At 71.5% G+C, this 20,747-nt stretch carries 20 protein-coding genes; 11 read left to right on the plus strand and 9 right to left on the minus strand.

Features of this window, described 5'->3' with window-relative positions; genetic code table 11:
* The first annotated feature begins 102 nt into the window (after positions 1-102).
* From WG212_RS10775 to WG212_RS10790, 4 genes are read left to right on the plus strand one after another with little or no spacing between them, the layout of a single operon-like run.
* Positions 103-1,131 (plus strand): sulfate ABC transporter substrate-binding protein, encoded by a 1,029-nt coding sequence (locus tag WG212_RS10775; protein ID WP_337187095.1) that lies wholly within the window; start codon positions 103-105, stop codon positions 1,129-1,131.
* A 6-nt stretch (positions 1,132-1,137) separates the two neighbouring features.
* The gene (cysT, locus tag WG212_RS10780; RefSeq protein ID WP_337187096.1) at positions 1,138-2,007 is read left to right on the plus strand and encodes a sulfate ABC transporter permease subunit CysT; all 870 of its coding nucleotides are present in this window, start codon (positions 1,138-1,140) and stop codon (positions 2,005-2,007) included.
* Positions 2,004-2,840 (plus strand): sulfate ABC transporter permease subunit CysW, encoded by an 837-nt coding sequence (gene cysW, locus WG212_RS10785; protein ID WP_337187097.1) that lies wholly within the window; start codon positions 2,004-2,006, stop codon positions 2,838-2,840. The genes cysT and cysW overlap by 4 nt, the downstream gene beginning before the upstream one ends.
* Positions 2,812-3,885: a sulfate/molybdate ABC transporter ATP-binding protein gene (locus tag WG212_RS10790; protein WP_337187098.1), complete on the plus strand. Its 1,074-nt coding sequence runs from the start codon at positions 2,812-2,814 to the stop codon at positions 3,883-3,885. The genes cysW and WG212_RS10790 overlap by 29 nt, the downstream gene beginning before the upstream one ends.
* Positions 3,886-4,025: 140 nt before the next feature.
* Here WG212_RS10790 and WG212_RS10795 read toward each other — a convergent pair whose 3' ends face one another.
* The 3 genes from WG212_RS10795 to WG212_RS10805 form a co-directional block, all read right to left on the minus strand.
* Positions 4,026-5,483, minus strand: coding sequence for an MFS transporter (locus WG212_RS10795; RefSeq protein WP_337187099.1), 1,458 nt, complete (start codon positions 5,481-5,483; stop codon positions 4,026-4,028).
* Positions 5,480-5,914: a MarR family transcriptional regulator gene (locus WG212_RS10800; RefSeq protein ID WP_337187100.1), complete on the minus strand. Its 435-nt coding sequence runs from the start codon at positions 5,912-5,914 to the stop codon at positions 5,480-5,482. The genes WG212_RS10795 and WG212_RS10800 overlap by 4 nt, the downstream gene beginning before the upstream one ends.
* A gap of 109 nt (positions 5,915-6,023) precedes the next feature.
* Complete coding sequence (locus tag WG212_RS10805) at positions 6,024-6,800, minus strand: PhoH family protein (protein WP_337187101.1); 777 nt, start codon at positions 6,798-6,800, stop codon at positions 6,024-6,026.
* A gap of 334 nt (positions 6,801-7,134) precedes the next feature.
* On the opposite strand from WG212_RS10805, the gene WG212_RS10810 reads away from it, so the two are divergent.
* Positions 7,135-7,671 carry a gamma carbonic anhydrase family protein gene (locus tag WG212_RS10810; RefSeq protein WP_337187102.1) on the plus strand — a complete coding sequence of 179 codons (537 nt, stop codon included), beginning with the start codon at positions 7,135-7,137 and terminating at the stop codon, positions 7,669-7,671.
* Here WG212_RS10810 and WG212_RS10815 read toward each other — a convergent pair.
* Entirely contained in the window at positions 7,635-8,255 is a 621-nt protein-coding gene (locus tag WG212_RS10815) for an HAD family phosphatase (protein WP_337187103.1), read from the minus strand. The two genes, WG212_RS10810 and WG212_RS10815, sit on opposite strands and share 37 nt — an antisense overlap.
* 66 nt (positions 8,256-8,321) lie before the next feature.
* Between WG212_RS10815 and WG212_RS10820 the strand changes: the two genes are divergently transcribed.
* From WG212_RS10820 to WG212_RS10835, 4 genes are all read left to right on the plus strand, one after another.
* The gene (locus WG212_RS10820; protein ID WP_337187104.1) at positions 8,322-9,104 is read left to right on the plus strand and encodes an enoyl-CoA hydratase-related protein; all 783 of its coding nucleotides are present in this window, start codon (positions 8,322-8,324) and stop codon (positions 9,102-9,104) included.
* Positions 9,105-9,405: 301 nt separating this feature from the next.
* Complete coding sequence (locus WG212_RS10825) at positions 9,406-11,061, plus strand: choline dehydrogenase (protein WP_337187105.1); 1,656 nt, start codon at positions 9,406-9,408, stop codon at positions 11,059-11,061.
* 138 nt (positions 11,062-11,199) lie between these two features.
* Positions 11,200-11,646 (plus strand): DUF2141 domain-containing protein, encoded by a 447-nt coding sequence (locus WG212_RS10830; RefSeq protein ID WP_337187106.1) that lies wholly within the window; start codon positions 11,200-11,202, stop codon positions 11,644-11,646.
* A gap of 9 nt (positions 11,647-11,655) precedes the next feature.
* Positions 11,656-13,131, plus strand: coding sequence for a carotenoid oxygenase family protein (locus WG212_RS10835; protein ID WP_337187107.1), 1,476 nt, complete (start codon positions 11,656-11,658; stop codon positions 13,129-13,131).
* Positions 13,132-13,201: 70 nt separating this feature from the next.
* Here WG212_RS10835 and WG212_RS10840 read toward each other — a convergent pair whose 3' ends face one another.
* The 5 genes from WG212_RS10840 to WG212_RS10860 form a co-directional block, all read right to left on the minus strand.
* Positions 13,202-16,054: an insulinase family protein gene (locus WG212_RS10840; RefSeq protein WP_337187108.1), complete on the minus strand. Its 2,853-nt coding sequence runs from the start codon at positions 16,052-16,054 to the stop codon at positions 13,202-13,204.
* Between the two features lie 418 nt (positions 16,055-16,472).
* Complete coding sequence (locus WG212_RS10845; RefSeq protein ID WP_337187109.1) at positions 16,473-17,351, minus strand: hypothetical protein; 879 nt, start codon at positions 17,349-17,351, stop codon at positions 16,473-16,475.
* Between the two features lie 70 nt (positions 17,352-17,421).
* Positions 17,422-18,129 carry a DNA/RNA nuclease SfsA gene (gene sfsA, locus WG212_RS10850; RefSeq protein WP_337187110.1) on the minus strand — a complete coding sequence of 236 codons (708 nt, stop codon included), beginning with the start codon at positions 18,127-18,129 and terminating at the stop codon, positions 17,422-17,424.
* Positions 18,130-18,139: 10 nt separating this feature from the next.
* Positions 18,140-18,466, minus strand: a complete 327-nt coding sequence (locus WG212_RS10855) for a DNA-binding transcriptional regulator (RefSeq protein ID WP_337187111.1) — start codon at positions 18,464-18,466, stop codon at positions 18,140-18,142.
* Entirely contained in the window at positions 18,453-18,833 is a 381-nt protein-coding gene (locus tag WG212_RS10860) for a type II toxin-antitoxin system RelE/ParE family toxin (protein WP_337187112.1), read from the minus strand. Before WG212_RS10860 ends, WG212_RS10855 begins: the two co-directional genes overlap by 14 nt.
* A gap of 117 nt (positions 18,834-18,950) precedes the next feature.
* Between WG212_RS10860 and WG212_RS10865 the strand changes: the two genes are divergently transcribed.
* Both WG212_RS10865 and WG212_RS10870 read left to right on the plus strand, forming a co-directional pair.
* Positions 18,951-19,712 carry a competence/damage-inducible protein A gene (locus tag WG212_RS10865; RefSeq protein ID WP_337187113.1) on the plus strand — a complete coding sequence of 254 codons (762 nt, stop codon included), beginning with the start codon at positions 18,951-18,953 and terminating at the stop codon, positions 19,710-19,712.
* 25 nt (positions 19,713-19,737) lie between these two features.
* Positions 19,738-20,733 carry an arsenic resistance protein gene (locus WG212_RS10870; RefSeq protein ID WP_337187114.1) on the plus strand — a complete coding sequence of 332 codons (996 nt, stop codon included), beginning with the start codon at positions 19,738-19,740 and terminating at the stop codon, positions 20,731-20,733.
* The last annotated feature ends 14 nt before the right edge of the window (positions 20,734-20,747 follow it).

The raw sequence follows: 20,747 nt of genomic DNA on the forward strand, positions 1-20,747 counted from the left end.
TTGATGGGAATAGTGTGGGCTATCTGGCGCCGCGCGGATCGGGGGCGCGCCCGCCGCGTTGCCTGTCTGGTATGTTCTCCGGAACCTGCGGGAGCCGTCGTCATGTCGATCGATCCACCCCGGAGTCGCCGCTGGCTTGTGGCTGGCGGTCTGGCCGCCGCGGCGGCCGCGCCCGTTCCCGCCCTCGCGCAGCGGGGCCGGGGAGTGTCGCTGCTGAACGTCAGCTACGACCCCACGCGAGAGCTCTACAAGGACGTCAACGCCGCCTACGCCGACTACTGGAAGCAGCGTACGGGCCAGACGCTGACGATCAACCAGAGCCACGGGGGCTCCGGCCGCCAGGCCAGGGCGGTGATCGATGGTCTGGCGGCGGATGTCGTCACCCTGGCCCTGGCCTACGACATCGACGAGATCGCCACGCGCGCGAAGCTGCTGCCCGAGACCTGGCAGTCCCGCCTGCCCGACAACTCGGCGCCCTACACCTCGACCATCGTGTTCCTGGTGCGGAAGGGCAATCCGAAGGGTGTCCGCGACTGGGCCGACCTGGTCCGCCCCGGCGTCCAGGTGATCACCCCCAATCCGAAGACCTCGGGCGGCGCCCGCTGGAACTACCTGGCCGCCTACGCCTGGGCGCTGCGCCAGAAGGGCGGGACGCCCCAGTCCGCCGAGGCCTACCTCACCCGCCTGTTCCGGAACGTGCCCGTCCTGGACACCGGCGCGCGCGGATCGACCACCACCTTCGCCGAGCGCGGCATCGGGGACGTCCTGCTGGCCTGGGAGAACGAGGCCTATCTGTCCCTCGACGAGTTCGGCGCGAAGTTCGACATCGTCTACCCCAGCCTGTCCATCCTGGCCGAGCCGGCGGTGGCGCTGATCGACCGCAACGTCGATCGGAACGGCACGCGCGTGCAGGCGCGGGGGTATCTGAACTTCCTCTACAGCCCCCTGGCGCAGGACCTGATCGGCAAGCACCATTTCCGGCCGCGCAACGCCCGGGCGCTGGCGAAATACCGGACGAAGTTCCGTGAACTGCCTCTCGTCACCATCGACGGGCAGTTCGGCGGTTGGAAGAAGGCCCAGGCCGAGCATTTCAGCGACGGCGGCGTGTTCGACCGCATCTACAGGCGCTGACGGCCCATGACCGCCGCCGCCCTGCCCAGCGCGCCATCCCGGCTGCGCCACCGATGGAAGCAGCCCAGCATCCTGCCGGGCTTCCCGCTCGCCATGGGCTGGACGCTCACCTGGCTGGGCCTGATCGTCGTGCTGCCGCTCACCGCCCTCATCCTGCGGCCGTGGGAGCTTGGACTCGGCGGCGTCTGGGCCACCCTGACCGAACCCCGGGTCCTGGCCGCGCTGCGGCTCAGCTTCGGCGCCGCGGCTCTCGCCGCCCTGACGAACCTGCCCCTGGGCCTGCTCGTCGCCTGGACGCTCACACGCTACGAGTTTCCCGGGCGGCGCATCGTCGACGCCTTCGTGGATCTGCCTTTCGCCCTGCCGACGGCCGTCGCCGGTATCGCGCTCACGGCGCTCTACGCGCCCACCGGCCCCCTCGGCGCGCCCCTGGCCGCGGCCGGGATCCAGGTCGCCTACACGCCGATCGGGATCTATCTCGCGCTGATGTTCATCGGCCTGCCGTTCGTGGTCCGGACGGTCCAGCCGGTGCTGCAGGACCTCGACCGCGAGGTCGAGGAGGCGGCCCAGACGCTGGGCGCCACCCACCTTCAGCGCTTCGGCCTGGTGATCCTGCCGGCGGTGCTGCCGGCGCTGATCTCCGGCTTCAGCCTGGCCTTCGCCCGGGCGGTCGGCGAGTACGGCAGTGTGATCTTCATCGCCGGCAACATGCCGCTGAAGTCCGAGATCGCCCCGCTGCTGATCGTCATCAAGCTCGAACAGTACGACTATGCCGGCGCCGCGGCCGTGGGCCTGGCCATGCTGGTCATCTCGTTCGGCGCGCTGCTGGCCGTGAACGGCCTGCAGTTCTTCCTGGCCCGGCGGGGCCGCGCATGAACCCTGGCGTCCGCCTGCCGGGCTTCGCGCCCCTGATGCTGCTGGGCGCGCTGACCGTGCTCGCCCTCCTGATCGTGCTGCCTCTGGGCGTCGTCTTCCAGCAGGCGCTGAGCCAGGGCTTCGCCCGCTATCTCGAACCGCTGGCGCATCCCGATTCGCTGGCGGCCATCCGGCTCACCCTGCTGGTGGCGGCGATCTCGGTGCCGCTGAACGCGGTCTTCGGCGTGGCCGCCGCCTGGGCGATCGCGCGGTTCGAGTTCCGGGGCAAGAGCCTGCTCGTCACCTTCATCGACCTGCCGTTCTCGATGTCGCCGGTGGTCTCGGGCCTCGTCTGGGTGCTGCTGTTCGGCGCCCAGGGCTGGTTCGGCCCCTGGCTGATGGAGAACAACGTCAAGATCATCTTCGCCACCTCGGGCCTGGTCCTGGCCACGGTGCTGGTGACCCTGCCGTTCGTGGCCCGCGAGCTGATCCCCCTGATGCAGGACCAGGGCGCCGACGAGGAGGCCGCCGCGCTCACCCTGGGCGCCGGCGGCTGGACCACCTTCCGGCGGGTCACCTTGCCCAACATCCGCTGGGCGCTGCTCTACGGGGTCCTGCTCTGCAACGCCCGCGCGATGGGCGAGTTCGGCGCGGTGTCGGTCGTCTCCGGCAGCATCCGGGGCCAGACGACCACTTTGCCGCTGCACGTCGAGGTGCTCTACAATGACTACGAATTCGTCGGCGCTTTCGCGGCGGCCTCCATCCTGGCCGGACTCGGCCTCGTCACCCTCGTCCTCAAGTCCTTCCTCGAATGGCGTCATTCCGGTGAACTTTCGGCCAGCCGACGACACTAGCGCCGCCACGGCCCTCGAGATCAAAGGCGTCTCCAAGGCGTTCGGGCGGTTCCCGGCGCTGAAGAGCGTGTCTCTCCAGGCGCGCGAACGCGAGTTCCTGGCGCTGCTGGGCCCCTCGGGCTCGGGCAAGACCACCCTGCTGCGGGTGCTGGCCGGGCTGGAGACCCCCGATTCCGGCGAGGTGCGGTTCGGCGGCGAGGACTTCCTGGCGCTGCCCGTGCGCCGCCGCCGCGTGGGCATGGTGTTCCAGCACTACGCCCTCTTCCGTCACATGACGGTGGCCCAGAACATCGCCTTCGGCCTGACGGTGCGCAAAGCTTCCGAACGTCCCGCGAAGTCCGAGATCGCCGACCGGGTGAACAACCTGCTCCAGCTCGTCCAGCTCGAGGGCCTCGACAAGCGCTATCCCTCGCAGCTCTCGGGCGGCCAGCGGCAGCGCGTGGCGCTGGCGCGGGCCCTGGCCATCGAGCCCCGGATGCTGCTGCTGGACGAGCCGTTCGGCGCCCTCGACGCCCAGGTCCGCCGCGAGCTGCGCCGCTGGCTGCGCGAGCTGCACGACCGCGCCGGCGTCACCACCGTCTTCGTCACCCACGACCAGGAGGAGGCCCTCGACCTCGCCGACCGGGTGGCGATCCTGAAGGACGGCGAGCTGGTCCAGCTCGGCACGCCGAACGAGGTGTACGAGAACCCGGCCGACCCCTTCGTCTTCGACTTCCTGGGCCAGACCTGCCGCATGCCGGGCGTGGTGGAGCAGGGGCGGCTCCAGGTGGCCGACTGGGTGTCCGAGGCGCCGGCCGGCGCGCCGCAGGGCGCGGTGGAGGTCTTCTTCCGGCCCGACGAGGTGTCGTTCGGGGCGCCCGACGCGCCGGGCCTGCTGGCCCAGGTGAAGGGCGTGGCCCAGCGCGGGCCGGACGTGCGGATCGATTGCCGCGTCGGCGAGGCGGACGTCGAGTTCCAGGCCCACGGTCCGACCTTGCCGCAGGGCGTCGGCGCCGGCCTCTCTGTCCGTGTCCTGCCGCTGCGCCCCCAGGTGTACGCCGCCTGACGCGCCGCCGGAACGCGCCGCCGGCGCGGCCTTTCGGGCACGAAGACCACCAGGGCGCCCAAGCGCCGCGGGTCTGCCCTTCATGGTCTTCGTGGTCTTCGTGTTCCAGGCGCCCATGCGCCCCAGGACCTTTGGAGACGTCAGCCCTTCGGCGCGCGGCCGTTCATCTCGTCGCCGGCGTCCTTCGACAGCCGCACGAACCAGAGCATCGAGATCATGGTGAAGAGGCCACACGCCACGAACGCGGGGGCCACCACCTCGGCCGTCAGCCGGGTCTCGCCGTGGAGCGTCATCAGCAGGTGCAGCAGGCTGGCGGCCAGGCCGATCCCGACGGCCTGGACCAGTTGCTGGACCATCGACGAGGTGATCGCCGCCCGGCTCATCTCCGGCGGTTCGATTTCGGCGTACGCCATGCCGTTCAGCGCGGTGAACTGGAGCGAGCGGAAGAAGCCCCCGACGCCGAGGATCGCCATGATCGCCCAATGCGGCCAGTCGGGCCTGAACAGCGCATACGACATGAAGCTGACGCCCACGATCACCGCGTTCACCAGCAGCACCGTCCGGAACCCGAAGCGGCGCAGGATCGGGGGCGCGGCCGTCTTCATGGCCAGCGCCCCGGCGGCCGAGATGAAGGTCATGGTCCCGGCCGCGAATGCGGACAGCCCGAACGACACCTGCAGCAGCATGGCCAGCAGGAAGGGGTTGGCGCCCATGGCCGTGCGCATGAAGGCGCCGCCGACCGTCGCGGCGTTGAAGGTGGGCTTGCGGAAGATCGACAGGTCGACCACCGCATGCGGCGTCCGGCGCGCGTGCCGGCCGTAGGCACCGAGGCTCAGCGCGCCCAGGGCGAGGAGTCCCGCGACCCGCCATGGCGAGACGGCCTCCGCGCCCAGGCTCTCGAAGGCGAAGATCAGCGCCGCCAGGCCGAGTCCGGTCAGAAGGATGCCGGGAATGTCCACCGGCGTCGGAGCCTCGGCCCGCACCTCGGGGATGTAGCGGCGCACGAGGAAGAGCCCGGCGGCCGCGATCGGCAGGTTCATGAAGAAGATCCAGCGCCAGTCGGCGAAGGTGACGATGGCGCCGCCGACCACCGGCCCGACCACCGGCCCCAGCAGCGCCGGCATGGTCACGACCGACAGCGCGCCCACCAGCTCGGACTTGGGCGTGCTGCGCAGCAGGATCAGGCGGCCCACGGGCATCATGGTGGCGCCCGCGGCGCCCTGGATGAATCGCGCCGCGATCAGCGACCAGAAATCGGGCGCCAGGCCACACGCCATCGAGCCCACGGCGTAGAGCACGATGGAGGCCAGGAAGACGCGCCGGGCCCCGAAGCGGTCGGCCAGCCAGGCCGACAGGGGCAGGAACACCGCCGCCGACAGCATGTAGACGGTGATCGCCACGTTCAGCCTGAGCGGCTCTACCCCGAACGTCTCGGCCATGGCGGGCAGGGCGTTGACGATCACCGTGGCGTTCAGGGTCTGCATCAGCAGCGCCGAGCCGATGATGGCGGGCGCCACCCACCCGCGCGTGATGCGCCCGGAGTCTCGGGGCGCGGCGGCCTCCGGGGCGGTCTGAAGCGGCTCGTCGCTCGGGCTCACAGGTCGGCCAGCCTTTCCAGGGCCGGCGCCGCTTCGGCCAGCAGGCGGCGTTCCGCCGGGGTCAGTTGCGTCAGGCGCTCGACCAGCCAGTCGTTCCGCTCCTGGCGGATCTCGTCCAGCTTGCCCTGGCCGGCCGGGGTGATGGTGAGGCCGCACCGGCGTCCGTCGCTGTCGTCCCCGCGGCGGGCCAGCAGGCCGGCGGCCTCCAGCCGCTTCACCTGCAGGCTCATGGTCGGACGGGTGATCCGCTCGGCGTCGGCCAGGGCGCTCACCCCGATGCCCGGCTGCTTGCGCACCTGGACCAGCACCAGCACGTCCTGGGCCGACAACCCCGTACGCTGTCCTGCCTGCCGCAGCCGGCGCGACACGTGCAGAACGGCCGGCCGAAGGGTTTCGGCCAGGGCGACGATGTCGGGCGGCGTCTGGGGCATTCCGGAACTAGGTAGTTAGGTTGGCTAACTACCTAGTTCCGGCAGCTTCCGTACGCAAGCGCCTGTCTCACGAGAAGGCCGCCTTCCTGAACCTTCGGGGCGGCTGCGTTCAGAGAACGCCCAGCATCTCGGCCACCAGCGGGTGGCGGACGATGTCGCGGTCGCCCAGGCGGACCACGGCGACGTTGCCGATCTCCTCCAGCTTCGACGCCACGGGCGCCAGGCCCGAGATCTCGGGCAGCAGGTCGGATTGGTTCGGGTCGCCGGTGACGACCATCGTGGAATGCCAGCCGAGGCGGGTGAGCAGCATCTTGAGCTGCCCGTAGGTGCAGTTCTGCGCCTCGTCGATCACCACGAAGGCGTTGTTCAGCGTCCGGCCGCGCATGAAGCCCACGGGCGCGATCTCGATGGCGCCCTCGCTCATCAGCGCTCGCACGCGCTTCATCGACAGCCGGTCCGACAGCGCGTCGTAGAGCGGGCGCAGGTAGGGTGCGAGTTTCTCCTCGGCGTCGCCGGGCAGGAAGCCGATGCTCTCGCCGGCCTCCACCGCGGGACGCGACAGCACGATGCGGCCCACGCGCCCGCTCTCCAGCGCCTCCACCGCCTTGGCGATGGCGAGATAGGTCTTGCCCGTGCCCGCAGGTCCCAGCGCCAGGACGAGGTTGCGGGCGTCGACGGCGTCCATCAGCGCCTGCTGGCCCTCGGACTTGGCCTTGATGGTCTTGAGATAGCCCTGGTCCCGCCCCGGAACGCGATCGTCGTTGTGATGCGCCAGCGGCGACCAGCCGCGGTCGAGCGGCAGCCGGCGGATCTTGTCGTCTCCCTCGAACTGTCCGGCGTCGAACGCGCCTTCGCGCAGCTGTCGCTTCAGAGCCCGCTTGCTCATAAGGCCTCCTCAGGGGGCTGGAAAAATCGGGGCAAGAAAAAAGGGCGTCCCATGTGGGAACGCCCTTCGGATGGTGGGAGAGAACGGCGGCGGCGCGATGCGCGGCCCGGCGACCCGAGAGGCGGTCCTGCCTCGCTTGCGTGGCCGGGCGATGGGGCCCGGGGGATCGACAGACTCTGCGCCATCCAACTCCGTCCAGCGCGAGACGCGGGGCGGAAACCCCGCGACGGCTTTCGGGAAGGCTTTCGCCCCCTCGAATCGCCCGACTAGAATGATCCTAACGCCCTTTCCGAGTCGTTAAACCGGGGCGCGAGCAAAGAAAAGGGGATGTGACTTGGCTGTCTACAACTTGGGCAATGTGACACCTGAGCTACCGAATGATGACGAATACTGGATCGCGCCGACGGCAGCCGTTATGGGGCGGGTGATTCTGAAGAAGAACGCCTCGGTCTGGTGGGGCGCCACGCTGCGCGGCGACAACGACCCCATCGTGGTGGGCGAGGGCTCCAACATCCAGGACGGCAGCGTCCTGCATACCGACACCGGCTCGCCCCTCACCATCGGGCGGGACGTGACCGTGGGCCACATGGTCATGCTCCATGGCTGCACGATCGGCGATGGCAGCCTGGTGGGCATCGGCTCGATCGTGCTCAACGGCGCCAGGATCGGGAAGAACTGCCTGATCGGCGCCGGCGCCCTGATCCCCGAGGGCAAGGAGATCCCGGACAACTCGCTGGTCATGGGCGCGCCGGGCAAGGTGGTCCGCGAACTCAGTCCCGAACAGGCGTCCCGCATCGGGTTGGGCGCGGCGCACTATGTGGAGAACTGGCAGCGCTACAGGCGGGAACTCGCTGCAATTTCCGGGAAGTAGACCGAAAGCTCGGCCAGCGCCTGTCCGGTCGTCCGGAAATGGATTCCGTGCAGGCCGAGGGCGCGCGCTGCTTCGACGTGGCCGGGGAGGTCGTCGACGAACACCACATCCCCCGCCGCAGCCTGCAGCCGCGAGAGCAGGGCGCGATAGATTTCGGGATCGGGCTTGGTCAGCCCGACGTCATGCGACGAGACCACGCCTTCGAACACGCCGGCGAATTCGGGCCGAGACATGATCTGCGCCTCGGTTGAGAGCGTGTTGGTGAGCGCGAACGTCCTCACGGCCTTGGATCTGAGTTCGCGGACCGCGTGGGCCAGTCGCGCATTGAAATCGCTGAGGTAGGCATACTCGGCGAGCGCGCGGATCAGCAGCCCCTCCAGGCCCAGCCGCGCACCGGCTGCGGCGAAGGCTTCTTCGGCCGTCATCTGTCCGACCTGCGCCGCGCGATGCTCAGGCGAACTGGAGAGCACTGCCTCGATCGTCGCACGATCAAGTCTGGTGTGCGCGGTCCAGCGGTCCCAGAACGCGTCGTCAGGCCAGCCACGGTAGAAGACCCCGCCGATGTCGAGCACGAGGATGGGCATCGCCGCCTTATGCCAGTTGACGGACGCAACGTCCGCCCGGAACGCTGGGCCAAACGGGAGGACGCCATGGCTTACGAATTCATCAAGGTCGACCGCGACGGGCCGATCACCACCATCACGCTCAACCGCCCCGACGTGATGAACGCGATGCACTCGCCGGCGCACTTCGAGATGGACGAGGCGCTGAACGCCTTCGCCGCCGACCCGGAGCAGTGGGTGGGGATCGTCACCGGCGCTGGCGACCGGGCGTTCTCGGCCGGCAACGACCTGAAGTACCAAGCCTCGGGCGGCCAGATGAAGAGCCCGCCGTCCGGCTTCGCCGGCCTGACCGCGCGCTTCGACCTGACCAAGCCGCTGATCGCGGCGGTGAACGGCGTGGCCATGGGTGGCGGCTTCGAGATCGCGCTGGCCTGCGACATCATCGTGGCGTCCGACAAGGCGGTGTTCTCGCTGCCCGAGCCACGGGTGGGGCTGGCGGCCCTGGCCGGCGGGCTGCACCGGCTGCCGCGCGCCATCGGGACCAAGCGCGCCATGGGCATGATCCTGACCGCCCGCCGCGTCTCGGCCGACGAGGGCAAGGAACTGGGCTTCGTCCACGAGGTCACCTCGGCCGAAGACCTGATGCGCGTGGCCACCGATCTCGCCAAGGGCATCTGCGAACTCGGCCCGATGTCGGTCCGCGCCTCCAAGCAGGCGGTCTACCAGGGCCTGGACGAGGCCAGCCTGGAAGCGGCGCTGAAAGGGCAGAACAGATACCCCGCCGTGGCCGCGCTCTATACGTCCGAGGACTTCAAGGAAGGCCCGCTCGCCTTCGCCCAGAAGCGCGCGCCGCAATGGAAGGGGCGGTAGCGGGCGTCAGAGTTCGACGGAGGCGACGATCGGCGGCGCGGGCTTCTTCTGCTGCGCGCGGACGCCAACTACGAGAGCCGGTTCTCGCGGATCGACGCCGACCTTCTGCGCCTGAAGTGGATGACGGGGTTCATCCTCGCGGGCGTCAGCGGGCTGATCCTCAAGAGCTTCTTCGGATAGCGTCTCCAATACCGACGGAAGCGTGACGCCGGCGTCACTTTTTGTCGGCCGCGGCCTTGTCTCCCTCCGGCGCCTTTGTCAGTTTGCCGCCAACTGAACAATGATCAGGGGAGGGCGGGCCGTGGCGGACCGTTTCGACTACATCGTCATCGGCGCCGGCTCGGCGGGCTGCGTGCTGGCCAATCGCCTGACCGAGGACGGAACGACGAAGGTCCTGCTGCTGGAGGCCGGCGGCAAGGACAAGTCGCTGATGGTCACCATGCCCGCGGGCGTGGGCGGACTGATCAGCAAGCAGAACCCGTTCAACTGGGGCTTCTGGACCGAGCCCGAGCCCAACCTCGACAACCGCAAGCTCTGGTGGCCGCGGGGCAAGGGCTGGGGCGGCTCGTCCTCCATCAACGGCATGATCTACATCCGCGGCCATGCCCGCGACTACGACCAGTGGCGCCAGACGGGCCTGGCCGGCTGGGGCTATGCGGACGTCCTGCCCTACTTCAAGCGCTCGGAGAGCCTGGAGGGCGGCGGCGACGCCTGGCACGGCGGGGAAGGGCCGCTGCACGTCTCCAAGGCCGCCTCGCCGAATCCCATCTATCGCGCCGCCATCGAGGCGGGCGCCCAGGCGGGACATCCGGTCACCAAGGACTTCAACGGCTATCAGCAGGAAGGCTGGGGCCCCTACCAGCTCACGATCCACAAGGGCGAGCGGTGGAGCGCGGCGCGGGCCTACCTCTATCCGGCGCTGTCGCGCCCGAACCTGACCTGCCTCACGGGCGCGCGGACCAGCCGCATCCTGATCGAGGGCGGCCGCGCGGTCGGCGTCGAGGTCGTCACCGACAAGGGCGAACGCCAGACCTTCCACGCCGACGGCGAGGTGATCGTGTCGGCCGGGGCCGTGCAGTCGCCCCAGATCCTCCAGCTCTCGGGAATCGGCGCCGGCGACGAACTGGCCAGGCACGGGATCAAGGTGGTCCACGAGTTGAAGGGCGTCGGCGAGAACCTCCAGGACCACCTGGACGTCTGCATGAACTGGGAATGCCCGCAGCCGATCACGATCCACTCGCTGCGCAAGGGCGTGAAGACGCTCTTCATCGGCATGGACTACGTCTTCCGCCGCCAGGGCCTGGGCCGGGAGAACATGCTGGAATCGGGCGCCTTCCTGCGCTCGCGGCCCGACCTCGACCGGCCGGACCTCCAGGTCCATACTGTGCTGGCCATGATGCAGGACCACGGCAAGGTGGCGATCAAGAAGGACGGCTTCACCTTCCACGTCTGCCAGCTCCGTCCCGAGAGCCGTGGCCGGGTGGGCCTGCGCAGCGCCGATCCGCTGGCCGATCCCGCGATCTTCGCCAACTACCTGTCGGCCGAGGAAGACCGTCGCGCGATGCGCCAGGGCGTGAAGATGATGCGCGAGGTGGCGGCCCAGGCGGCGCTCAAGCCCTACATCAAGGAAGAGTATTCGCCGGGCGCGGGCGTGCAGTCTGACGCCGACATCGACGCGTGGATCCGCCGCTCGGCCGAGACGATCTATCATCCGGTGGGCACGTGCCGCATGGGCGCGGCGGGCGACGCGCTGGCCGTGGTCGACGGCGACTGCCGGGTGCAGGGCCTGTCGGGCCTGCGGGTCGTGGACGCCTCGGTCATGCCGACCCTGGTGGGCGGCAACACCAACGCCCCCACCATGATGATCGCCGAGAAGATCGCCGACTCGATCCGTGGCCGGGCGTTCCTCACGCCGGACGACGCGCCGGTCTACGAGGACGGCCGCCAGGCTGCCTGAGCCGCCTGCCGTTCGCGCTTCGCGAACGGCAGGCGGGCGCCGCTCGCGAAGCCGTCGTGCGCCTTCGCGCAGAGGCCGATGCGGTCCAACGCGGTTTCGGCGACGGGTGGGGCATCGCTTCACCAACCGGGACCGCCGATGATCTTGCGTAACCTCCTGGTCGGCCTCGCCGGCCTGGGCCTGGGCTTGGGCCTGACCACGACCGCCGCGGCTGCGGCCGAGACCGCGGACCTCACCGTCACCTTCAGGGGCATGACCGCGCACCAGGGCGCCGTCCTGTTCGTGCTCGCCGACAGCGAGGCCTCGTACGACGACAAGGCGCCGCCGCGGGCCAGCGGCATGGCGAAGGTGAGCGGCGCGGAAGCCTCGCAGACCCTCACGGGCCTCGCGCCCGGCCGCTACGCCATCAAGGCGTTCCACGACGTTGACGGCGACGGGAAGATGGGGACGAACCCCTTCGGCATGCCGACCGAGCCCTTCGCCTTCTCCAACGACGCCCCGGCCATGATGGGCCGGGCGCCGTGGGCGGCGGCGGCCTTCGAGGTGAAGGCCGGCCGCAACGTCCATCAGATCACGATCGACTGAGGCCGCGTCATGGATCGCCGCGAACTCCTCTTCGGCCTCGCCACGACGGCGGCGGCCAGCATCGTCACGCCCGAAGTCGCCCGCGCCGCCGCCCAGGCCGACCGGGCCGCCGCCTCCGGCCTGGACTGGCGCGTCGCCTTCGCCGACCTGGACGCCGACATGCCGCGCACGCCCATGCGGCGGGTGCGCGGCCGGCCCCCGGCGGGGCTGTCGGGCAGTCTGTACCGGAACGGTCCCGGCAAGTTCCACCGGCCGGGCGGCTCGGTCGCCCACTGGTTCGACGGCGATGGCCTGGTGCGGGCCTTCCGTATCGCCGACGGCCAGGCGACCCTCGAGGCCCGCTTCGTCGACACGCCCAAGCGCCGCGCCGACACGGCCGCGAACGCCGTCGTGACCTCGGGCTTCGGCACGCCGGCGGGACCCGGCGCGCGGCTGCGCAACGGCGACGACGCCAACGCCGCCAACATCTCGGTGATGCGCGTGGGCGACGAGCTCTGGGCGCTGTGGGAGAGCGGCTCGCCGATCGCGCTCGACCCGGCCGACCTGTCGACGAAGGGCCCGCGGACCCTGCGTCCCGACCTGGCCCACGCCCCGTTCCTGGCCCATCCCCGCCGCGAGCCGGGCGGCGACATCTGGAACCTGGGCGTGTCGGGCGCGCGGGCGATGGTGTGGCGGCTGGGGGCGGACGGGACGCTGAAGTCGGCGCAGATGGTCGAGCTGCCGATGGCGAGCTACGTCCACGACTTCACCGCCACCCGGCGGCATCTGGTGCTGATCCTCCAGCCGTGGGTGCAGTCGCGGATGGCGCAGCCGTTCGCCGACAGTTTCGAATGGAAGGCCGACCTGGGGACCAAGGTGCTGGTCCTGGACAAGGACGACCTCTCGGCCCGGCGGGTCTACGAGCTGCCGTCCGCCTTCGCCTTCCATTACGGCGCGGCCTGGGAGGAGACGGACGGGACCATCCGCTTCGACGGCTGCTTCAGCCCCGACGCCAGCTTCGCCACCGAGAACGGCCGCCGGCTGATGCAGGGGACGTGGACGCCCGAACCGTCGCCGGACCTGGGCCTGGTCACGCTGCGGCCCGACGGCCGCGCGCGCCTGGAGCCCACGGGCGTCTCCGCCGAGTTCCCGCGCACCGACGGCCGCGTCTCGGGCGGGCCGCGGCGCTGGACCGTCCACGCCACGGGCGGCGGACGGGACACCCCGCTGTTCAACGGCGTGGCCGCGCACGACTGGAAGGACGGCCGCAGCGACGTCTTCCTGTTCGGCGCCCACCAGCTCACCGAGGAGGCCGTCTTCGTGGCCCGGCCGGGCGGGACGGCCGAGCTGGACGGCTGGCTGCTCATGCCCTCGGTCAACACGCGGGCGAGGGCCACCGAGCTGCACGTCTTCGACGCGCGGCGGATCGCCGAGGGGCCGCTCTGCACCTGGCGCGCCGACCGGGTGCTGCCCGTCAGCCTGCACGGCGGGTTCGTGCGGGGGTAGGGCGAGCGCCCCCTCCGTCTCGGCCTTGCAGGCCGAGCCACCTCCCCCGCAGGGCGGGGGAGGAGCGAGCTCAGTCGGCGGGTTTCGGATCGGGGACGACGATCAGGCGGAAGGCGGCCTCGGGCTCGAGCCAGGCCTGGGCGGCGCGGCGGACGTCGGCGGCGGTGACCTGGCGGGTTCCGGGGATGATCTCGCGCGTGGCGTCCAGGCGGCGGGGATCGGCCTGGGCGCCCGACAGCTCGGTGAGCCAGTAGCCGTTGGTGAGCTGGGCGCGCTGGAGGGCCTCGATCCGCGGGGCCTTGGCGCGGGCCAGCTCGTCGGCGTCGACGTCCTCGGCGCGCAGGTCGGCGGCGATCCTGGCGACGTCGTCGAAGAAGCCCGGCAGCTTGTCCGGCGGCGCCTCGATGGTGGCGGCGATGAAGCCCCAGCCGGTCCAGACCAGGCTGTGCAGCGAGCTGACGTTCGGCGAATAGGTCACGCCCTGGGCCTCGCGGAGCTGCTCGGTCAGGCGCAGCTTCATCACCTCGCGCAGGACGGCGGTGTCGCGCGCCTGCTGCGGGTCGGCCCAGTAGTCGGTGGTGGCCCAGGCCATGTACGCCATCGCCTGGTCGGCGCGGCCCTTGTGGGTCAGGACCAGGGGCTGGGCGTTCCCGCCGGGATAGGCGACGGCGCGTTCGGCGGGCGGCAGGTCGCGCGGGGCGCGGCGCGGGGGCAGGGCGCCGAAGGTCGCCGCCACCTGGGCGATGGCCGCGTCCACGGTGATGTCGCCGACGATCACCACCTCGACCGCGCCCCGGGCGAGGTCGCCGGTGACGGCGGCCTTGAGGTCGTCCAGACGGCCGTTGGCCACCTCGTCGCGGCTGGGGAAGGTCCAGCGGCGGTCGCCCGAGTGGATGATCCCCTGGAGGTCGCGGGCCAGGACGCCGCCGCTGGTGGCCTCGTACTGGTCGTGGATCGTCCGGCCGCCGGCCTTGATGCGGGCGAAGGCGGCCTCGCGCCAGGCGGGCTCGGTCATGTAGGCGGCCAGCACCTGGAGCTGGACGGGCAGGTCGCCGGTGCGGGTCGCGCCCGACAGCACGAAGGCGTCGTCGGTGAAGCTGAAGCGGCCGCCGTAGACCCTGGACGCCAGCACGCGCTCCATGTCCTCGACGGCGATCTTCGCCAGGCCGCCCTCCATCAGGGCGGCGGCGGCCCAGTAGGGGCTCTGGCGGTCGCGGGGCAGGCCGGCCATGCCGCGGCCCACGTTCACGCGCACCAGCACCTCGTCGTCGCGGAAGTCGGTGGGCTTGACGGTCAGGCGGACGCCGTTGGCAAAGCGGACGAAGGTGGTCCCGAGGTCGGCGACCTCGCGGCGGCCGGCGACGCGGCCGGGCTTGCCGAAGCGTTCGTAGGGCCAGGCGGCGGCCGTGGCCTGGGCGGGCGGGGTGACGGCCACCGCCTGCGATTCCGCGAGGGCGGCCAGCAGCGCGCCTTCGCCGCCGTCGACCGGCGTCGGCGACGCCATGAAGACCAGCGGCCCCTGGCCCTGGAACACGGTGCGCAGGGCCGCGTCGACCGTCCCGGCCGCCAGGCCCTTCACCGCGTCCTCGAACAGGGCCAGGTCGTCCTCGGGCGAGGTGACCACGGTGTGGTCGGCCAGGGAGGCCAGGATCTCGCCGGCCAGGTCGGCCGGGCGGCGCGTGGCGGCGCCGGCGGCGGCGGCGCGCAGGCGGGCGCGCGTCTCCTCGACCTCGCGGTCGACTTCGTCCTGGCGGACGCCGTACTGGACGATGCGGCGCTGCTCGCGCTCGGCGGCGGCCAGGGCCTCGCGCCAGCGCCCGGCCTCGGCGCCCACGCCGACGGTGGCGATCTCGGCGGCGTCGTCCTGCTGGAACTTCGAGGCGCCGGCGGCCAGGAACGGCGGGTCGGCGCCGCGGGCGATGACGGAGTAGCGGCGGTTCAGGACGGCCAGGCCCAGGCCCTGGACCAGGTCGGCGCGCCGCTGGGCGATGGTGTCGGGCGCAAGGTCGGGCGGGGCGACCCAGGCGATCTGGAGCGACTGGGTGACGCCCGGGTCCACCACCAGCCGGGCCTCGGCGCCGCGGGGCGCGACGGGACCCTGGGGCGGGCCGGCCCGGGCCGGCGCGCGGACGGTCCAGCCGGCGAAGGCGTCGCGGATCTTCTGCTCCATCCGCTCGACGTCGAAGTCGCCCACGGCCACGAAGACCGCGCGCTCGGGCCGGTACCAGGCGTCGTAGAAGTCGGCGATGCGGGCGGCGGGCGCGGTCTTCAGCACCTCCACCGAACCGATCGGCAGGCGGGTGGGCAGGCGCTGGCCCTTCAGCAGGAAGTCCAGGCGCTGGACGACCACGCGGTAGCCCGGGGTGTCGCGGGCGCGCTCCTCGGAGAGGATGACGCCCCGCTCGCGGTCGACCGCGCCGGGGTCGATGGTGAGGTTGAAGGCGGTCTCGCGCATCAGCTTGAGCGAGGTGTCCATTGTCTCGTCGTTGGTGCGCGGCAGGTCCAGCTTGTAGATGGTCTCGGAGAAGCCGGTGGAGGCGTTGGTGTCGGCGCCGAAGGCCAGGCCCAGGCGCTCCAGAATCTTCACCATCTCGCCCTCCTTGACCTCCTTCGAGCCGTTGAAGGCCATGTGCTCGAGGAAGTGGGCGAGGCCGCGCTGGTCGTCGGTCTCCATCATCGAGCCGGCGTCGATCCAGAGGCGGAAGGCGGCCTGGCCCGGCGGGACCGCCTGGCGACGGACGGCGTAGCGCATGCCGTTGGGCAGGGCGCCGAAGCGGATGGCCGGGTCGGCGCGCAGGTCGGACCGCGCCTGGGCCCATTCGCCGGCGGGGGCAGGGGCTAGATTCTGGGCGGGTGCGGGGAAGGCGACGACGAGAGCCAGGACGGCGGCGAGCGCGGGGCCGACGGCCCGGAGGAGGTTCATCGAGGAAAGCTCAACGGTTCACGGATCGGCCCGCACCTTCGCCAAGCGGCGCGGCGGCGGCAAGGCGCGAATGGGGCGGGGCGAGGCCGAGGGCCTGTCGGGCGCTGCGCCGTTTGGGAACCACGAAAAACACGAAAGGACACGAAAGGGCGTCCGGTCCTTGAGCCTCCGCGCGAGCGGGGGCTCCGTCATGGAACCGCGGAAAACGCGGAAGGGCGCGGGATCGCAGCTTTGCCTTCCGCGTTTCTCCGCGGGCTTCCGCGGTCCCGTGCGGGGGCGCCGCTTCGCGGCCTGTCAGGACCGGACGCCCTTTCGTGTCCTTTCGTGTTTTTCGTGGTTCTTCAAAGGGGCGCTTCGCGCCGTCCGCGGATTCACGCCGCTTCCAGCGCCCACACCCCGGGCTCCGCAGGGGGAGGCGTCAGCTCGAGTTGAAGGGGTGGTCGGGGACGATGCGGCGGGGGGAATTCGCGAAGGGGTCCGGGCTGGGCGGGGAGACCGGCGGGGGCGGGTCGTGCGGGGGGATGTCCCAGCGGGTCCCCCGCGATGACGGCGCCGATGACGGGGACGGTGGTTCTGGCGAAGGCGGTTCTGGCGAAGGCGGTTGGGGCGGCGGCGGTTCGGGGTCGCCCCAGCCCGCTTCGGGTTCGCCGTCGTCGCAAGGCGGTTCGGGCTCGGAATGGAGTTCGGGCGGCGAAACCTCGCGGGCCTCGCCTTCGATGATCGAGGGCTCGGGACCTTCCTCGTCCTCGGGATCGTCGTCGTCCCAGGCTTCGTCGCCGTTCGGGTCGGGCAGGCCGATCTGGCGGCGGAGGGTGGCGATGACGTCCTCGATGGGCGTGTCGGCGAAGCTCTCGTCCAGGAGGTCGTCGTGCAGGCGCTCCTCCAGGTCCTCCAGGTGCATCCGCACGGTGTCGGCGTCGTCGTCGTTCTCGGGGTCGTAGGCCTCGGCGACGGCCCTCTGCATCCACATCCGCACATGGGTCTTGCGCCGGCGGATGCGGCGGGCGGCCTCGCGGTCAAGGATGGCCTCGCACTCCATCCGCTCGCGGCGGTCGTCGGTGCGCAGCTTCGATTCCAGGGCCAGGCACTGGCGCACGCAGCGCGCGACCCGGGCGAACTGGGCGGCGGCGCCCTGGCGCAGCCCGGCCGTCTCGGCCCCCGGCGTCTCCCCCAGGGCTTCCCCCAGGACCTGGGCCTTCATCTCGCGCGCCACCTCCAGGCCCATCTCGGCCAGTTCGGCCAGGATCCGGCCGTGGCGGGCTTGCATGTCCTCGGGCATGTCCTGGGGCTCGTCCATGGAGCCGCAGCCAAGCATGCCGGTACGTCAGAATCGGTCGTAGGCTCGGCGATGGGCGCGATTTTCCGCGTCAGGCCGCGTCGCGCCAGGGGATGGGGTCGGCGAGGGCGACGGCTTCGGGCGTGAGGGCGCAGCGGTAGGCCAGGACCTCGACGCCGTTCGCCGCGGCGTGATCGAGGCCGCGGGCGTAGGCCGGGTCGAGCTCGGCGCAGGCGGCGAAGAGGCCGCAGTCGCCGCGCTGGATCACGAACAGCATCACCGCCCGATGACCGGCCGCCGCCATCGCCTCCAGCTCGCGCAGGTGCTTGAGCGACCGGGCCGCCACGCAGTCGGGGAACTCGGCGAGGCCCGAGGTGCGCATGAGGTGGACGTTCTTCACCTCCAGCCAGCAGGGCGGGCGCCCGGGGTCTTCCAGCAGGAAGTCGATGCGGGAGTTCTGGCCGTAGCGGACTTCGCGGCGGGTCGAGGCGTAGCCGGCGACCTCGGGGATGGCGCCCTCGGCCAGGGCTTCGGCGACGAGGCGGTTGGGGTGGAGGGTGTTGATCCCCACGAGGCCGCCGTCGGCCTCGACCAGCTCCAGGGTGTGGGCCAGCTTGCGCTTGGGATCGTCGGAGCGCGAGACCCAGGCGGGCAGGCCGGGGGTGTTCAGGCCCAGCATGGCGCCCGGGTTGGGGCAGTGGGCGGTGACCGGGGTTCCGTCGTCCAGCACCACGTCGGCGAAGAACCGCTTGTAGCGGCTGACCAGGGTTCCGCGGACGAGGGGCGAGGGGAAGCGCATGGCGGGCGGATCAGGCGATCGCCTGAAGGCCCTTGGCCCGGACCAGGTTCAGGAGCTTCAGCGACGGGCCGTCGGGCCGCTTCTCGCCCCGCTCCCACTTGCTGACGGCGTCCTTGCGGACATTGAGGTAGTGGGCGAACACAGGCTGGGACACCTGCTCGCGCTCGCGCAGGGCCCGGATCTCCGCTGGCGTCATGGGCTCGACCGGCGTGAGGCACAGGGCGTCGAACTCGCGCAGGGTGGCCTTGCCGACCACGCCCGCCCGGTGGAGGCCGGCCACGGTGTCGTGGACCGATGCGAGGATTCCGGATTTCGCCCGTCGGTCAGCCTTCGTCATCTGCCGCAACCTCCACAAACTCGCCCGCGGCGATCGCCTGGCGGACCGCCACGTCGTCCAGATCGAGCAGGACCGCCGCCAAGCTCTTCAGCGCGGCCAGCTCGGCCGCCGAAACATTCGCCCTCTCGTTCTTGGCGAAGCCGTGAACGAAGAAGAGGTGGGCGCCCGTCCGAAAGGCGACGATTGTCCGGAAGCCCCCGGACCTGCCGCCGCCCGGCCGGGCGAGCCGCTGCTTGAAGACCCCGCCGCCCAGGTCGACGTCGCAACGCCCCGACTCGATCCGCTCGGCCGCTTCGGCCAGCGCCGCGTCGTCGAGGCCGGCCTTTCGTACGTAGCGGGCGAACGCCTTGGTCTTGTATCGGCTCATTCGGCGCCCATTCACAAAGTATAATTCCAAGGACTACATTTTTCAATGTCCGCCCCGACAGGATAGAACAGCGGCGCCGGCGTCCGTCGAGGCCGCCATCAGGACCCTGAGGAACCGATGCCCGAGCCCGATCGAGTCACCGCCGCGGTCCTGGTCATCGGGGACGAGATCCTGTCGGGACGGACGCAGGACACCAACCTGCGCGACATCGCCCGATACCTGGGCGTGATCGGCATCGACCTGGCCGAGGCGCGGACGGTGCCCGACGTGCTGGGCGAGATCGTGGACGCGCTGAACGCGCTGCGGGCCCGCTACGACTATGTCATCACCACGGGCGGGATCGGGCCGACGCACGACGACATCACCGCCGACGCGGTGGCCGCGGCGTTCGAGGTGGAGCTGCACGAGCACCCCGAGATCATCGCCATGATGGAAGCCCGCTGGGGCGGCGAGCTGACGCCGGCGCGGCGGCGGATGGCGCGCGTGCCGGTGGGCGGCGCGCTGGTGAAGAACCCGGTGCAGGGGCCGCCCGGCTTCACCATCGGCAACGTCTTCACCCTGGCCGGCGTGCCGCAGATCATGCGCGGGATGCTGGAGGACGTGGGGCCGCGGATGCGCGGCGGGCGGCCGACGGTGTCGCGCACCGTGCGGGTGGACGGCTCGGGCGAGGGGGTGATCGCCGCGCCGCTGGAGGCGGTGGCGCGGGCGCACCCGGACATGTCGCTGGGCAGCTATCCGTTCTTCGGGCCGGACGGCTACGGCTCGAACCTCGTGCTGCGCAGCCGCGACCCCGAGGCGCTGGCCGCCGTGGTGGTCGAGCTGATCGCGGCGCTGAACGGCGCGGGGATCGAGAACGTGCGCGAGGTCCAGGTGGCGTAGCCGGCCGGCGCGGCGGGGCTTGGCGATGTCGGCGGGCGGAGCGAGCGGGCTGCGCGAAGCGCTGGAGGCGCGGCAGGTCGCGATCTATTTCGCCGCGGTGCTGGCGGCGGCCGGGCTGGGCGCGGCGGTTCCGGGGGCCGCGGCGCTGGAGGCGGCGATCAATCCGGCGCTGGCGATCATGCTGTTCGCCACCTTCCTGCAGGTGCCGCTGGCCGACCTGGGCCGGGCGCTGACGCGGGTGCGGTTCCTGGGCGCGCTGCTGGCGGCGAATTTCCTGGTGGCGCCGCTGCTGGTGCTGGCCCTGGTCCAGATGCTGCCGCCCGATCCGCTGCTGCGGCTGGGCGTGCTGCTGGTGCTGCTGGCGCCCTGCATCGACTATGTGGTGACGTTCGCCCACATCGGGCGGGCCGACGCGCGGCTGCTGCTGGCGGCGACGCCGGTGCTGCTGCTGGTCCAGATGCTGCTGCTGCCCGCCTACCTGGGCCTGTTCCTGGGCGATGCGGCGGCGGGCCTGGTCCGGGCCGAGCCGTTCCTGCACGCCTTCGCCTGGCTGATCGCCGCGCCGCTGGCCCTGGCGGCCGCGGTCCAGGCGCTGGCGCGGCGGGGAAAGGGTGGTGCGGGGGGCGAGCGCCTGCTGGGCGTCCTGGGCCTGCTGCCCGTGCCGGCCACGGCGGTGGTGCTGTTCGTCGTGGTCGCGTCGGTGACGCCGCAACTGGGCCTGGCGCTGGACGGCGCGGTCCGCGCCCTGCCGCTGTACGTGGCCTATGCGGTGCTGGCGCCGCTGCTCGGCTGGGGCGTCGCGCGACTGGCCCGGCTGGACGCGCCGGCGGGGCGGGCGGTGGCGTTCAGCGCCGGCACGCGCAACTCGCTGGTGGTCCTGCCGCTGGCGTTCGCCGTGCCGGGCGGGGCGCCGCTGCTGCCGGCGGTCGTCGTCCTGCAGACCCTGGTCGAGCTGGGGGCTTCGCTGGCCTACATGCGCCTGATCCCCAGGCTGGGCGCCCGTGGCGCGGCGAGCCGGTAGGCCGCGCACTGCGT

Source organism: Phenylobacterium sp. (assembly GCF_037189685.1).
Taxonomy (GTDB): domain Bacteria; phylum Pseudomonadota; class Alphaproteobacteria; order Caulobacterales; family Caulobacteraceae; genus Phenylobacterium.

Bases quoted from the DNA above. Each gene is read 5' to 3' on its own strand.
- cysT (WP_337187096.1), top strand. From the start codon at position 1,138: ATGACCGCCGCCGCCCTGCCCAGCGCGCCATCCCGGCTGCGCCACCGA.
- WG212_RS10840 (WP_337187108.1), bottom strand. From the start codon at position 16,054: ATGAACCTCCTCCGGGCCGTCGGCCCCGCGCTCGCCGCCGTCCTGGCT.
- WG212_RS10815 (WP_337187103.1), bottom strand. From the start codon at position 8,255: ATGCCCATCCTCGTGCTCGACATCGGCGGGGTCTTCTACCGTGGCTGG.
- WG212_RS10835 (WP_337187107.1), top strand. From the start codon at position 11,656: ATGGATCGCCGCGAACTCCTCTTCGGCCTCGCCACGACGGCGGCGGCC.
- WG212_RS10820 (WP_337187104.1), top strand. From the start codon at position 8,322: ATGGCTTACGAATTCATCAAGGTCGACCGCGACGGGCCGATCACCACC.
- WG212_RS10830 (WP_337187106.1), top strand. From the start codon at position 11,200: ATGATCTTGCGTAACCTCCTGGTCGGCCTCGCCGGCCTGGGCCTGGGC.
- cysW (WP_337187097.1), top strand. From the start codon at position 2,004: ATGAACCCTGGCGTCCGCCTGCCGGGCTTCGCGCCCCTGATGCTGCTG.
- WG212_RS10860 (WP_337187112.1), bottom strand. From the start codon at position 18,833: ATGAGCCGATACAAGACCAAGGCGTTCGCCCGCTACGTACGAAAGGCC.
- sfsA (WP_337187110.1), bottom strand. From the start codon at position 18,129: ATGCGCTTCCCCTCGCCCCTCGTCCGCGGAACCCTGGTCAGCCGCTAC.
- WG212_RS10865 (WP_337187113.1), top strand. From the start codon at position 18,951: ATGCCCGAGCCCGATCGAGTCACCGCCGCGGTCCTGGTCATCGGGGAC.
- WG212_RS10800 (WP_337187100.1), bottom strand. From the start codon at position 5,914: ATGCCCCAGACGCCGCCCGACATCGTCGCCCTGGCCGAAACCCTTCGG.
- WG212_RS10845 (WP_337187109.1), bottom strand. From the start codon at position 17,351: ATGGACGAGCCCCAGGACATGCCCGAGGACATGCAAGCCCGCCACGGC.
- WG212_RS10805 (WP_337187101.1), bottom strand. From the start codon at position 6,800: ATGAGCAAGCGGGCTCTGAAGCGACAGCTGCGCGAAGGCGCGTTCGAC.
- WG212_RS10775 (WP_337187095.1), top strand. From the start codon at position 103: ATGTCGATCGATCCACCCCGGAGTCGCCGCTGGCTTGTGGCTGGCGGT.
- WG212_RS10855 (WP_337187111.1), bottom strand. From the start codon at position 18,466: ATGACGAAGGCTGACCGACGGGCGAAATCCGGAATCCTCGCATCGGTC.
- WG212_RS10870 (WP_337187114.1), top strand. From the start codon at position 19,738: ATGTCGGCGGGCGGAGCGAGCGGGCTGCGCGAAGCGCTGGAGGCGCGG.